The organism is Pseudonocardia oroxyli (assembly GCF_900102195.1).
In the GTDB taxonomy this organism is placed as follows: Bacteria; Actinomycetota; Actinomycetes; order Mycobacteriales; family Pseudonocardiaceae; genus Pseudonocardia; species Pseudonocardia oroxyli.
The window spans coordinates 1-12,605 of record NZ_FNBE01000012.1; the positions used below are offsets into that span (position 1 = coordinate 1).

The window sequence follows — 12,605 nt, forward strand, 5'->3', positions numbered from 1 at the left end:
GGTCGCCCTCTCAGGCCGGCTACCCGTCGTCGCCTTGGTGGGCCATCACCCCACCAACAAGCTGATAGGCCGCGGGCCCATCCCCCACCGAAAAACTTTCCACCAACCCCCATGCGAGGGAAGGTCATATCCGGTATTAGACCCAGTTTCCCGGGCTTATCCCAGAGTGGAGGGCAGGTCGCCCACGTGTTACTCACCCGTTCGCCGCTCGTGTACCCCGAAAGGCCTTACCGCTCGACTTGCATGTGTTAAGCACGCCGCCAGCGTTCGTCCTGAGCCAGGATCAAACTCTCCAACAAAAACTGGCTCTAGCTGACAGGCTCGCCCCCGACGGGATCGGAGAAGCGAGCCCCAAAAAGAACTGGCACAAACCACCAGTCCCGATAATCTAGCTCGACACACTGTTGAGTTCTCAAAAGACACCCGCACACCATGGCTCTCCTGTCGGAGAACTTCCGGGGCTGTTTCCGAACCGTACACCCATCAGAAATCCAGAGGATCTCGGGGGCCCGGCTCGGGGGCGGCCAGCGGGCCTGTTGACCGGGCCTCAGGGGCTCGTTCTGTCCGGCTCGTCGCTGACAACGAGAAAGTTACGCGGTGGGGTCGGGGTGGGTCAAATCGGGGTCCCCACCGGTGTTGCGCGCCCGTTTCCGCAGGTGAGCGGCCCGCAGTGCCCGTCGGAGCCAGGTTAACGTCAGATTTCGGGGTTCATGACGGCGGTCACACTTCGCGCTCCCGACTTGCGCGGCGCGGTCTCGGCCAGGTCACGGACGGCGGCCGCGGGCCCTCTCAACTGCGACGACGGCTTCCCGGACGACCCGCGTGCCCGCAACGCGGCCCGTTCTCTCGCGGGAGGCGGCCCGACTTCGCGACATCGCGATCCCCCGACGCGTCGTCGCAGGCAGCGAGCCTGCGACCACCCGTTCGGGCGTGCATCTCCGGGACGATCCGCGCGTTGTACGCACTGAGCGCCTCTCACCGGAGTGCCGCGAACGCGGGGGCGAAGCAATTCCGCGGCCTACGGTGGGAGGCGCTCTTTCCTGCCCGGTGCAGGCCCTGCTCGACATCAAGCCCCGGTCGTCGACCCGGGACGCACGATCAGGAGCACGACGACCACGGCCCAAGGCAGGGCGAACACCCCGGCGCTCGTCGGCGGCGTCCGGATCGCCCGCGCGGTCTCCGGACGCTCCCCCTCCAGGGCGGAGAGCACGGCCGCCTGTCCCGGCAGCACTCGGAGCCCGAGCAGCAGGGCGGCCTCGAGGGTCAGGGCGGTCGAGACCACGAGCCACGGGTCACCCTGGACACCCATGGCCGCGCCCGTCGCGAACCCGAAGACCGGTACCGCGGTCCCGAGCGCTGCGGAGACCCGGCTGATCCGGTGCAGCACCCGCACGACGGCGACCGATCCGCTGCCGTCCAGCGCCCCGCGGGCCACTCGGGGGAGCATCGAGGTGGCGACGGTCACGGGTCCGATGACGACGATCGCCGTGAGCACGTGGGCCGACAGCAGCACCGCGGTCCTCGCAGCCCCCTTCCCACCCCACAGATCCACCGGGAATCCTTCAGTCCGACTGAAACCATGGATGCATCCCTCCCTCGCGGGAACCGCGACAGGAATCAGTCGGGCTGAAACCAGCACCCGGACTCAGCCCGGACCGTCGCCCAGGCGCCCCACCATGCCGACGAGCGTGCGCGTCAGCAGCACCCGTTCGGGACGGGGGAGGGAGGCGAGCATCACCTGCTCCACCCCGGCGACGGCCTTCTCCGCGGTGCCGAGCAGACGGCGTCCGGCGGGTGTGACGTGCAGCTCGGCCACCCGACCGCGCCCCGGCTCCCCGCGCCGCTCGACCGCACCGAGCTCCTCGAGCCGGCGCAGCGTCGCCTGCAGGCTCTGCACGGTGATCCCCGCCCGGCGGGCGAGCTCGCTGTAGGACACCCCCGGCCGACGGGTCAGGTGCCCCAGCGCGGACAGGTGCCGCATCGACAGGTCGAGGGGTTCGAGGGCGGCGTCGATCTCCTCCCGCACCCGACGGCCCAGCATCGCCAGCAGGACGGCGACCGATCCGGGACCTGTGGGCGGTGGGCCGGGAGTCGTCACCACCGCATCCTCCCGGGCAGGCCCCGCGCCGCCGACGCGGGCGTCGTCACCCCACGGGGCCCCGCGCGGTCAGCCCGCCTTGCTCACCGCCGCGGCGAGCTGGGGGACGAGGCTGTCCAGCGCGTAGGGCACGGAGAGGACGGAGTTGTAGGTCATGGCGCCGCGGGTGTCCAGGTCCGGCACCACCATGCGGCCGTCGGTCACCACGGGGAGCTGCTGGAGGACCGGGTCGGCGTCGACCGCGGCGCGGGCGGCGGGCTGGTCGGCCAGCATCACCAGCACGTCCCCGTCCATGATCCCGGCCTGCTCGGGCGCGACCTCGACGTAGAACCGCTCGCCGGTGTCTCGGGCCGCGACGGCAGGCGGCAGCGAGAACCCGAGGGCGGCCATGACCTGCCCACGGCTGTCCCCGGGGGTGTAGGCGCCGTACTTGCCGTCGTAGGGCAGCACCGCGGTGCCGGTCCTCCCGGCGAACCCGGGGTTCGCGGCCACCGCCTCGGCGAACGCGGCGTTCGCCTGCGCGATCAGCCGCTCCCCGTCGGCCTCCCGACCCAGTGCCCGCGCGATCACCCGGGTCTGGTCGTCCCGCGGGACGGCGTAGGCGACGGTCCCGACCGGGCGGGCGACGGTCGGGGCGATGGCGGAGAGTCGGTCGTAGACGTCCTGCTCGAAGCCGGCGCTGACGCCCACGATCAGGTCCGGCGCCAGCCCCGCGATCTGCTCGAGGTCCGGCTCGGTGGAGTCGAGCAGGACGGGGCTGCCCTGGACGAGCGGACGCGCCCACGGGCCCAGGCCGCCCTGCTCCCCGTAGAACCCGTAGCCGGTCAGCGCCACCGGGGTGACCCCCAGGGCCAGCACCGCATCCGCGTCGGTCACGCCGAGGGTGACGACGCGGACGGGGTCCGGGGGCACGGTCGTGCGACCGAAGACGTGCTCGATGGTCACCCCGCCCGAGCCCTGCCCGGGTTCGGGCGCGGACGCGCAGCCGGCGAGCAGGAGTCCACAGAGGAGGACGAACGGGAGGAAGCGACGCACGCCCGAAGATTAGGCGAGCCTGCCCTCAGAGGGAAGTGGCACAGGCCGCGCAGCGACCCCAGAAGACGATCTCCGCCTCGTCCGGGACGAACCCGCCGACCGACGGCGCGTCCAGGCAGGGGGCCGCGCCGATGGAGCACGGCACGTCCTGCACCGCCCCGCAGGACCGGCAGATCGCGTGGTGGTGGTTGTCCCCGGCCTGCAGCTCGAAGAGGGCGGGCGAGCCCGCCGGCTCGATGCTGCGGACCAGGCCGACCCGCCGGAGGTCTTCCAGCACGTTGTAGAGGCCCTGCCGGGAGAGCTCGGTGACCGCGCCTGGGCCCGATGCCGTGCGGGCGACCGCGGAGGCCACCTCGTTCGCCGTGACGTGCGGACGCTCCGCGAGCGCGTACAGCACCGCACGCCGGTGCGGCGTGCTGCGCAGGCCCCGCTCCCGGAGCAGTGCGGTCAGGTCGCTCATGCAGGTGAGGCTACCCCAATACCTTTGAAAGCGTCACTAAGTTGACGCACCTCATAGTTAGACCGAGTCAAGTGTGGGGGTACAGTGGTGTCATGACCACGACGGAGAGCAAGACCAGCGCACTGCCCGGCTTCCAGGGCGTCGTCGCCAGCCCGGACCTCGAGCGCAACCTGCAGAAGGTGCTGGTGGACCTGACCGCCCTGCACCTCGAGGGCAAGCAGGCCCACTGGAACATCGTCGGCGCGAACTTCCGCGACCTGCACCTGCAGCTCGACGAGCTGATCGACACCGCCCGCGACCACGCGGACACGATCGCCGAGCGCATGCGCGCCCTGTACGCCGTGCCGGACGGTCGCCCCACCACGGTCGCGCAGACCACGTCGCTGCCGCTGCAGCCCGCGGGCGAGATCGACACCACCGCCGCCACCAACAACATGGCGGAGCTGGCGCGCCGCACCGCCGCCACCGCCCGCGCGGTGCACGACGCCGTGGACGCCGAGGACCCCACCACCGCGGATCTGCTGCACGAGATCATCCACGACCTGGAGAAGCAGGCCTGGCTGATCGGGTCGGAGAACCGCCGGGTCTGAGTCCCCTGCACGACCGTCAGGTCTGGAGCCACCGCTCCCACCACACCGAGGGCGCCCGCCACGCGCGGGGGCCCTCGGTTTTTTCCGGTCGAGGTGTCGAATCCACGGGCCGCGTTCGTGTAGGAGGTGTTCCCACCCCACACCGGAGGTCGTGATGGCGAAGTACCTGCTCAGCGTCTACCAGCCCGAGGGCACCCCGCCCGCGCCCGAGGAGCTCGAGAAGATCATGGCGCGGGTCGCGGCCTTCCAGGAGGACGCCGAGGCCGCGGGCGTCTGGGTGTTCTCCGGCGGGCTCGACGGCCAGGAGACCGCGACCGTCGTCCACGCCCAGGGGGACGAGGTGCTGGTGACCGACGGGCCGTTCGCCGAGGCCAAGGAGTACCTCGGGGGCCTGACGATCATCGACTGCGCCGACCTGGACGAGGCCCTGCACTGGGGGCGGCGGGCCACGCTGGCGACCACCCTGCCCATCGAGGTCCGCCCCTTCCACTGGGCATGACCTCCGAGGTCGAGCGGGTCTTCCGCGAGGAGTACGGGCGGGCCGTGTCGGTGCTGGTCCGACAGCTGGGCGACATCGACCTGGCCGAGGAGATGGTGGCCGAGGCGTTCGCCGAGGCCGTGCGGCGCTGGCCGCCGGTGCCGCCGAGCCCGGCGGGCTGGATCATCACGACCGCCCGCAACAAGGCGGTCGACCGGCACCGCCGGGAGTCCACCCGAGACGCCCGGCACGCCCAGGCCCACCTCCTCGCGGGGGACCCGCAGCCCCCCGAGGAGGTGGGTGCCGTGCAGGACGACCGGTTGCGGCTCATCTTCACCTGCTGCCACCCGGCACTGGGTCGCGCGGCGCAGGTCGCGCTGACCCTCAAGCTGCTGGGCGGGCTGAGCACCGCCGAGATCGCGGCCGCGTTCCTGGTGCCGGAGCCGACGATGGCCCAGCGGATCGTGCGGGCGAAGCGCAAGATCGCCCGGGCCCGGATCCCCTACCGCGTGCCGCACGACGCCGATCTCCCCGAGCGCGTGACGTCCGTGCTCGCGGTGGTCTACCTGATCTTCAACCAGGGCGCGGCGGCGGCGGCGATCCGGCTCGGGCGCCAACTGCTCGAGCTCATCCCGGACGAGCCCGAGGTGCGCGGCCTGCTGGCGTTGATGCTGCTCACCGAGTCCCGACGGGCGGCGCGCACCGCGGGCGGGTTCGTGCCGCTCGACCGACAGGACCGCACGCTGTGGGACGCCGCGCTGATCGCGGAGGGCCACGCGCTGGTCCGCGAGTGCCTGCGGCGCGGCCGGCCCGGCCCCTACCAGCTCCAGGCCGCGATCCAGGCCGTCCACACCGACCCGCCGACCGACTGGACGCAGGTCCTGGCCCTCTACGACCAGCTCCTCGGCCGGCTGCCGACCCCGGTCGTCGCGCTCAACCGGGCGGTCGCCGTCGCCGAGGTGGAGGGCCCCGCGGCCGCGCTCACCCTCGTCGACGGGTTGCAGCTCGGCGACTATCCGCCCTGGCACGCGGTCCGCGCCGATCTCCTGCGCAGGCTCGGCAGGCGGGCCGAGGCCGACGCGGCGTACGCCCGGGCCGCCGAGCTCGCCCCGACCGAGGGCGAACGGCTCTTCCTCGAAGGCCGGATGACGTCCGGTTCCGGCGGTTCGTGGACCGGACAGGATCGTCCGTAAACGGCACACCCGTCGACTTCCGCGCCCCTTAACGGCCGTTCTCAGGTTGCCCCGCCACCCCGATCGTGTCCGAAGCGACATCTGCGCGCACCTGACCAGGGCCGGTCGGACCAAGCTGGACAAACCCGACGACCATCGCGTTCGTCCGTTCGGCCCTGTGACGTGTGGGGCATTTCGCCGCAACACGAAACGGGGTGGGGGCATCCCGCGATGACACCGGCAAGCCGGTGACCGCCGGCCGGACCCGCAGGACGAGGGGACCCATGCCAGACCGTGCCGCGCCGACCGACGGGCTGCGCGCAGACCCGGGCGTCGGCTCCGGTGGCGGGCGGAGCGCGGCGGTGACGCTCCGGCCGACCATCCCCGCTCCGCGGACGTCGGACCCCGCCCCACCTGCGCCCGACGACCGACCGACCCTGTTCCGGGACCCCGACACCGGGGCGCTGCGGGTGCGGGTGACCGACGGCCGGGCCGGGCTGCCGCGGCACGCGTCGCGGGCGCTGGAGGCACCGACGGGGCCGTTCGCGACCGTGCAGACCGAGCCCATCCCGACGATCCGGGCGGTCCCGGCCCCCGAGCCCACCCGGGCGCCCACGCCGCTGTTGGAGTCGGCGCGCGCCGAGCGGGCACGCACCGTCGAGCCCGAGACCTCGGCCATCGCGGTGCAGGAGGCGTCCACCGCGGCGCCGCGCGCGGGCCGGTGGGAGCTGTGGGTGTCCGGGCTGGTGCTGGCCGCGCTCAGCGGCATGGTGCTGACCTGGCCCTTCCGCGGCGACCAGGCCGTGTTCGCGGCGATCGGGCGGCAGATCCTGCACGGCCAGACCCTGTACGTGGACCTCTGGGACGTGAAGCAGCCCGGGATCTTCCTCTGGTACGGCCTCTTCGGGTTCGGCGAGATCGGGATGCGCGCCCTGGACGTCGTCATGGCGTTCGGGTTCGGCGCCACGGTCTGGGCGCTGCTGCGCCGGCGGACCGAGTCGGCGCGGCTGCGCAGGCTGCTGCCGGTGCTGGCCACGGGCACCCTGCTGCTCGCGGCCGGACCGGGCGACTTCGGCCAGCTCGAGATGCTCTGCCTCGTCCCGGCCGTCGGGGCGTTCGCGTTCGTCGCCGCGACGCCCGGGCCCGAGATCGCCTTCCGCCGGATCGTGCTGGCCGGACTGTGCGTCGGGATCATCGGGGTGTTCAAGCTGCTGCTGGCCGCGGTGGCGGGCGTGGCGCTGCTCGTCTACCTCGGGTTCGCGCTGCGGCGGCACCGGATCGCGGCGGGCGTGGTGCTCACGGCGACCGCGCTCGTGCCCGTCCTCGCGGTGGTGGCGTGGCTCGCCGCCCAGGGTGCGTTGCGCGAGACGCTGCACGTCTGGATCGTCGAGGCGGCGCAGATGGGCGCGGCACCCGGCTCGCGCTCGCCCGCCCGCGTCGCGGAGGGACTGGGCCGCTACCTCGCGTGGATGTTCCCGGTGGTCGTCCTCGCGGCGTGGCGCTCGGCCACGGCCTGGCGCCGGCGAGACGCCCTCGACCTGGCGATGATCGCGTTCGTCCTGCTCGACGTCGTGGCCATCGCCACCCAGTTCGCCTGGTGGTACCAGTGGTACTTCGCGTCGGCGCCGCTGGTGGTGCTGGCGCTGCGGCAGCTGGACGTCGTGCGGTGCCGGCCGCGCACCGCCGTCGTCCTGGGACTGGTCTGCCTGCCGATGCTGGCCCACGCCGGCAGCTGGGCGCTGCCCACCGTGCTCGACGGCGGCGGTCTCACGGCCGCCAGCCGCGAGCGGATCGACGAGCGCGTGGCGGACTACTCCACGATCCGCGCCGAGCTCGCCGCCGCCGACGTGCAGCCCACCGACAGCCTCTACGTGCTCGGTGACCCGCTCTACAACCGGCTCTCCGGCACGCCGCTCACCGTCCGCTTCGACGGTTGGGCCTACGACCTCATGTCCGACGACCAGTGGTCCGAGGTGGCCCGCGAGGTCGCCGCCGTCCACCCCTCCGTGATCATGGTGAGCACGGACGCCGCAGGCTGGGTCACCGACCGCGGGCCGCAGGTCCGCGAGGTGTTGGACCGGGACTACGTGCAGTACCGGACGAGCGACGAGGGCACCTGGTACCGCCTGCGGTCGTGAGCGGCGATGGTCGCCATGACGACGATCGCCGCGCACGGCATGATTCGCGGGTGCGGATCGAGCCCACCGGCGTGCCTCGCGCCTTCGACGACCACGCTCCCTCCTACGACACGCTCGTCGGGCGCAACCCCGGATACCACGAGCACCTGCGCCGCTCGGCCGAGCGGCTGCGGCCCACCGGCCCCCGGCTGCTCGACCTGGGCTGCGGGACGGGCGCCTCGACGGCGGCCCTGCTGGCCGCCCACCCGGACGCGGAGATCACCGCGGTGGACGGGTCGGCGGAGATGCTGGCGGTCGCGCGCGGGAAGCGGTGGCCGGACCGGGTGCGGTTCGTGCACTCGCGCCTCGAGGAGCTGGAGGAGCAGGGCCCGTTCGACGGGATCCTGGCCGCCTACCTCGTGCGCAACCTCGCCGACCGGGACGGCGGGCTGCGGGCGATCCACGACCTGCTCGCCCCGGGCGCACCCGTGGCCGTGCACGAGTACTCGGTCGCGGACAGCCTGCGCGCCAGGGCCGTCTGGACGGCGGTGAGCTGGGGCGTCATCATCCCGATGGGGAGGCGCGCCACCGGCAGCGCCGATCTCTACCGCTACCTCTGGCGCAGCGTCCTGGACTTCGACGGCGCCGCCGCGCTGAGCGCAAGGATGCGGTCGGCGGGGTTCGCGGACGCGCGGGTCGAGCCGATGACCGGCTGGCAGCGCGGGATCGTCCACACCTTCCTGGGGCGGCGGGTCGATCCGGGCGGGCCCGGTTCGTCGTCGGGGTGAACCGACTCCCCGAGGAGGAGCGATGAGCACCCTGTCCCGACCCGACGCCACCCTGTACTTCGAGGTCCGCGGCGACGGCCCGCTGGTCGCGCTGGTCGGTGCCCCGATGGGCGCGGACGCCTTCGCGCCGCTCGCGGACGTCCTGGCCGCCGAGCACACGGTGCTGACCGCGGACCCGCGCGGCGTGCACCGCAGCGTCCTCGCGGACCCGGACACCGACTCCACCCCGGAGCTGCGGGCGGACGACCTGGCCGCGCTCGTCCGGCACGTCGGGGCGGGCCCGGCCGCCGTACTGGGCTCCAGCGGCGGCGCCGTGACCGGGCTGGCCCTGGCGCAACGGCACCCGGACCTGGTCCGCACCGTGATCGCCCACGAGCCGCCGCTCGACGAGCTGCTCCCCGACCGCACGTCGCTCCGCACCCGGACCGACGCGATGTGTGCGGCCTACCTCGCGGGCGACGTCGTCGGGGCGTGGACGGAGTTCTTCGCGATCGCCGATCTCGGGATGCCTCCGGAGACGATCGCCGCCTGGTTCGGTGGCGAGCGGGACCCGCAGCAGGTGGCGGACGAGCGGTTCTGGTTCGCCCACGAGCTGCGGCCGTCCGTCCGCTTCGTTCCCGACGCGCAGGCCCTGCGGCGCAGCAGGATCGTGCCCGGGATCGGCCAGACCTCGGCCGGTCAGCTCTGCGACCGGGCCACCCGTGCGCTGGCCGCGCTGCTCGACGTCGAGCCGGTGCTGTTCCCCGGCGACCACACCGGGTTCGTCGAGGACCCGGCCGCGTTCGCGACCGCGCTGAAACCCCACCTGATCCAGGGCGTGTCTCCCACTCCCTAGGCGAGAATCGGCCGATGGACGAGGAGATCTTCTGGCGGGTCCACGCCGGGCTGCCCCGCCAGGCGCCCGGATCGGCCGAGACGACGGCGTTGCTGGTGCGGCTCAGCGGGGTCACGCCGCGCCGGATCCTGGACGTGGGCTGCGGGACGGGGGCCTCGGCGATCCCGCTCGCGAGGCTCACCGGGGCCCACGTCACGGGGGTCGACCTGCACCAGCCGTTCCTCGACGCGCTCGCGGGGACCGGCGTCGAGCCGGTGCGGGCCTCGATGGACGACCTCCCCTTCCCCGACGGCGCGTTCGACCTCGTCTGGGCCGAGGGCTCCGCCTACCTCGTAGGCTTCGACCGGGCACTCGCGTTGTGGCGCAGGCTGCTCGCACCCGGCGGCGCGATCGTGCTGACCGAGGCGGAGTGGCTCACCGACACTCCGGCGGCGGGCGCCCGCGCGTTCTGGGACGCCGGCTACCCGGGGATGCGCACCACCGCGGGCAACGTCGCCGCCGCCATGGCCGCGGGCTGGCGGGTCGCGGCCACCTACGTGCTGCCCGACTCGGACTGGGCGCAGTACTACGAGCCGCTGGCGGCGGCCCTCGCGGCCCTGGGCCCGGAGGCCGCGCCCGCCCGCGAGGAGATCGACGTCCGCGCCGCGCACGGGTCCGACTACGGCTACACCGGCTACGTGCTGGTGCCCCGGTGATCCGCCGCGCCACCGCGGCCGACGCCGGGCGCGTCGCCGCGATCTACGCCCCGTACGTCCGGAACACCGCGATCTCCTTCGAGGACGCGCCGCCGACCGCCGCCGACATGGCGGCGCGCCTGTCCGACTCGGTCCTCTGGCTCGTGGACTGCGACGACCGCGGGGAGGTCCGGGGCTACGCCTACGCCGGCCCGCACCGCAGCCGGGCCGCCTACCGCTGGTGTGTGGACGTGAGCGTCTACCTCGACCCCGCGGCCCGGGGCCGTGGGGTCGGCCGCGCCCTCTACGAGGAGCTCCTCGGCGCCCTCACCGAGCTCGGGTACACGCAGGCGTTCGCCGGGATCGCCCTGCCCAACGCGGCGTCCGAGGGGCTGCACCGGGCGCTCGGGTTCACGCTGGTCGGGACCTACCGAGCCGTCGGGTACAAGCTCGGGACCTGGTGGGACGTGGCCTGGTACCAGCGCGGACTCGCCGGCGCGGTTGCGGAGCCGCGGGAGCCGGGCCGGCTAGGCTGACCACCGTGCCCACGCTGATCGACCTCTTCGCAGGCTGCGGCGGGATGACGGCGGGGTTCGTCCGCGCGGGGTTCACGCCCGTGTTCGCGGTGGAGCACGACCTGCACGCCGCCGCGACGTACGCCGCGAACTTCGGCGAGCACCACGTGCACTGGGGGGACATCGCCGAGGTGCCGGACGAGCGGATCCCGCGCGCCGACGTGGTCATCGGCGGGCCGCCCTGCCAGGGCTTCTCCAACCTCGGCAGCAAGGACGTGGACGATCCCCGCAACCAGCTGTGGAAGCAGTTCCTGCGGTTCGTGCAGGTCGCGCGCCCGCAGGTGTTCGTGATCGAGAACGTGGACCGGTTCCGCAGCAGCCCCGAGTTCGCGCTGCTCCTGGACGAGGCGGCGGGCGGCATGATCGCCGACTACGAGCTCGCGCACGCCCACCTGCTCGCCGCGGACTACGGGGTGCCGCAGCGGCGGACGCGCACGATCGTGATCGGCTCGCGGATCGGGCCCGTCGACCACCCGGCGCCGACGCGGGCGCGCGGGCGGTGGCGCACCGTGCGCGAGGCCATCGGCGCGCTCCCGGCCCGCACCGCCACCACCGCGCTGCCCGACGCGCGGACGTCCGTCTTCGGCGAGTCGGTGCCGGGCACGTTCAAGTGGCTGGACCTGCACTTCGGCCGGACCCCGACGCCGTTGTCCCTGCAGCGCTACGCCCACATCCCGCCCGGCGGCGGCCGGTTCGACCTGCCGGACGAGCTGCTCCCCCGCTGCTGGCGGGAGAAGCGGACCGGCACCACGGACGTCATGGGGCGGATGCACTGGGACCAGCCGTCCCTGACCATCCGCACCGAGTTCTTCAAGCCGGAGAAGGGCCGCTACCTGCACCCGGACCAGGACCGGGTGGTCACGCACCTGGAAGCCGCGCTGCTGCAGGGGTTCCCGGAGGACTTCGCCTGGTGCGGCTCGAAGATCCGGATCGCACGGCAGATCGGGAACGCCGTGCCCGTCGGGCTGGCGGCGGCGATCGCCGGGCACGTGCGCGAGCGCCTGCGCTAGCTTGCTACAGTCGACGGGCGCTCTTCGGGGCGCAGTGCGGACGTAGCGCAGCTGGTAGCGCATCACCTTGCCAAGGTGAGGGTCGCGGGTTCGAATCCCGTCGTCCGCTCTCACTTCCCCGGGCCGGTCCCCTGGAGCTCCGCGCCGAAGGCGACCGCCAGCTGGGCGTCGAAGGCGGCGATCGCCGTGGCCGCGTCGAGGTCGCCGGTCAGCACCTGCATCCCGAGGCCGTCGATCAGGCCGAGCAGGGCGACCGCGGTGACCTCACCCCCCGGCACCTGCGCCGCGACGTACGCCCGCATCCGCCTGCCGTCGTCCCGGAGCTCGGCCGCGGCGGCGGGATCGACCGCGGCGTACGCCAGGAACGCCAGCGCCACGCGGCCCTCCCGCGCCCGCTCGTCGTCGAGCGGCAGGAGCTGGCGGAACAGGGCGCGCAGCAGCTCGCGCGGCGGGGTGTCCGCGGGCAGCAGGGACAGCCGCCGCTCGACCGCCGCGCCGACCCGCTCCATCGCGGCCCGCATCAGCTCGTCCTTGGTGCGGAAGTAGTGCTGCACCATCCCGGCGGACACCCCGGCCTCCGCCGCGACGTGCCGGACGCTGGCCTGCTCGATCCCACCCCGCGCGACGACGGCCAGCACCGCGTCCGCGATCACGGCCCGACGTTCGGCGTGGTCCACCCGCTTCGGCACGCCTTCACCATACGACCGTCCTGCCATCCGAGGATGGAGCTCCGCGCCGGAAGTGGGCATAGTCGGGGTGATCGACGTGGGCTG

Annotated in this window: 14 protein-coding genes, 1 tRNA gene and 1 rRNA gene; 10 read left to right on the forward strand and 6 right to left on the reverse strand. The window is 73.5% G+C overall.

The features are described from left to right. From BLS43_RS18085 to BLS43_RS18105, 5 genes are all read right to left on the reverse strand, one after another. Positions 1 to 299: ribosomal RNA gene (locus BLS43_RS18085) — 16S ribosomal RNA — on the reverse strand; the annotation flags it as partial. A gap of 767 nt (positions 300 to 1,066) precedes the next feature. After that, positions 1,067 to 1,552, reverse strand: coding sequence for a hypothetical protein (locus BLS43_RS18090; RefSeq protein ID WP_245707562.1), 486 nt, complete (start codon positions 1,550 to 1,552; stop codon positions 1,067 to 1,069). Positions 1,553 to 1,645: 93 nt separating this feature from the next. Continuing rightward, a complete protein-coding gene (locus tag BLS43_RS18095; protein WP_245707563.1) occupies positions 1,646 to 2,098 on the reverse strand; it encodes a MarR family winged helix-turn-helix transcriptional regulator in 453 nt (150 codons plus the stop codon). Between the two features lie 69 nt (positions 2,099 to 2,167). Continuing rightward, positions 2,168 to 3,133 (reverse strand): iron-siderophore ABC transporter substrate-binding protein, encoded by a 966-nt coding sequence (locus tag BLS43_RS18100; RefSeq protein WP_093086343.1) that lies wholly within the window; start codon positions 3,131 to 3,133, stop codon positions 2,168 to 2,170. Positions 3,134 to 3,158: 25 nt separating this feature from the next. Then, entirely contained in the window at positions 3,159 to 3,593 is a 435-nt protein-coding gene (locus BLS43_RS18105) for a Fur family transcriptional regulator (protein WP_093086346.1), read from the reverse strand. A gap of 92 nt (positions 3,594 to 3,685) precedes the next feature. On the opposite strand from BLS43_RS18105, the gene BLS43_RS18110 reads away from it, so the two are divergent. From BLS43_RS18110 to BLS43_RS18155, 10 genes are all read left to right on the forward strand, one after another. After that, entirely contained in the window at positions 3,686 to 4,183 is a 498-nt protein-coding gene (locus BLS43_RS18110) for a Dps family protein (RefSeq protein ID WP_093086349.1), read from the forward strand. A 154-nt stretch (positions 4,184 to 4,337) separates the two neighbouring features. Then, entirely contained in the window at positions 4,338 to 4,682 is a 345-nt protein-coding gene (locus BLS43_RS18115) for a YciI family protein (protein ID WP_093086351.1), read from the forward strand. Continuing rightward, positions 4,679 to 5,854, forward strand: coding sequence for an RNA polymerase sigma factor (locus BLS43_RS18120; protein ID WP_093086354.1), 1,176 nt, complete (start codon positions 4,679 to 4,681; stop codon positions 5,852 to 5,854). Before BLS43_RS18115 ends, BLS43_RS18120 begins: the two co-directional genes overlap by 4 nt. Positions 5,855 to 6,117: 263 nt before the next feature. Next, positions 6,118 to 7,971, forward strand: coding sequence for a hypothetical protein (locus BLS43_RS18125; protein WP_093086356.1), 1,854 nt, complete (start codon positions 6,118 to 6,120; stop codon positions 7,969 to 7,971). Between the two features lie 50 nt (positions 7,972 to 8,021). Continuing rightward, the gene (locus tag BLS43_RS18130; RefSeq protein WP_218129889.1) at positions 8,022 to 8,738 is read left to right on the forward strand and encodes a class I SAM-dependent methyltransferase; all 717 of its coding nucleotides are present in this window, start codon (positions 8,022 to 8,024) and stop codon (positions 8,736 to 8,738) included. Positions 8,739 to 8,760: 22 nt separating this feature from the next. Then, complete coding sequence (locus tag BLS43_RS18135) at positions 8,761 to 9,573, forward strand: alpha/beta fold hydrolase (RefSeq protein WP_093086358.1); 813 nt, start codon at positions 8,761 to 8,763, stop codon at positions 9,571 to 9,573. A gap of 14 nt (positions 9,574 to 9,587) precedes the next feature. Continuing rightward, positions 9,588 to 10,268, forward strand: a complete 681-nt coding sequence (locus tag BLS43_RS18140; RefSeq protein ID WP_093086360.1) for a class I SAM-dependent methyltransferase — start codon at positions 9,588 to 9,590, stop codon at positions 10,266 to 10,268. Further along, on the forward strand, positions 10,265 to 10,783 hold the full coding sequence (locus BLS43_RS18145; RefSeq protein WP_093086362.1) for a GNAT family N-acetyltransferase: 519 nt from the start codon (positions 10,265 to 10,267) through the stop codon (positions 10,781 to 10,783). The genes BLS43_RS18140 and BLS43_RS18145 overlap by 4 nt, the downstream gene beginning before the upstream one ends. A 5-nt stretch (positions 10,784 to 10,788) precedes the next feature. Beyond that, positions 10,789 to 11,832, forward strand: coding sequence for a DNA cytosine methyltransferase (locus BLS43_RS18150; protein ID WP_093086364.1), 1,044 nt, complete (start codon positions 10,789 to 10,791; stop codon positions 11,830 to 11,832). Positions 11,833 to 11,868: 36 nt separating this feature from the next. After that, positions 11,869 to 11,941: transfer RNA gene (locus BLS43_RS18155), tRNA-Gly, on the forward strand. A gap of 1 nt (position 11,942) precedes the next feature. On the opposite strand, the gene BLS43_RS18160 is transcribed toward BLS43_RS18155, so the two are convergent. Then, on the reverse strand, positions 11,943 to 12,521 hold the full coding sequence (locus BLS43_RS18160) for a TetR/AcrR family transcriptional regulator (RefSeq protein ID WP_093086366.1): 579 nt from the start codon (positions 12,519 to 12,521) through the stop codon (positions 11,943 to 11,945). Between the last annotated feature and the right edge of the window lie 84 nt (positions 12,522 to 12,605).

Excerpts from the sequence above, each read along its gene's own strand:
- BLS43_RS18105 (WP_093086346.1), bottom strand. The coding sequence starts at position 3,593 with ATGAGCGACCTGACCGCACTGCTCCGGGAGCGGGGCCTGCGCAGCACG.
- BLS43_RS18110 (WP_093086349.1), top strand. The coding sequence starts at position 3,686 with ATGACCACGACGGAGAGCAAGACCAGCGCACTGCCCGGCTTCCAGGGC.
- BLS43_RS18115 (WP_093086351.1), top strand. The coding sequence starts at position 4,338 with ATGGCGAAGTACCTGCTCAGCGTCTACCAGCCCGAGGGCACCCCGCCC.
- BLS43_RS18120 (WP_093086354.1), top strand. The coding sequence starts at position 4,679 with ATGACCTCCGAGGTCGAGCGGGTCTTCCGCGAGGAGTACGGGCGGGCC.
- BLS43_RS18125 (WP_093086356.1), top strand. The coding sequence starts at position 6,118 with ATGCCAGACCGTGCCGCGCCGACCGACGGGCTGCGCGCAGACCCGGGC.
- BLS43_RS18135 (WP_093086358.1), top strand. The coding sequence starts at position 8,761 with ATGAGCACCCTGTCCCGACCCGACGCCACCCTGTACTTCGAGGTCCGC.
- BLS43_RS18140 (WP_093086360.1), top strand. The coding sequence starts at position 9,588 with ATGGACGAGGAGATCTTCTGGCGGGTCCACGCCGGGCTGCCCCGCCAG.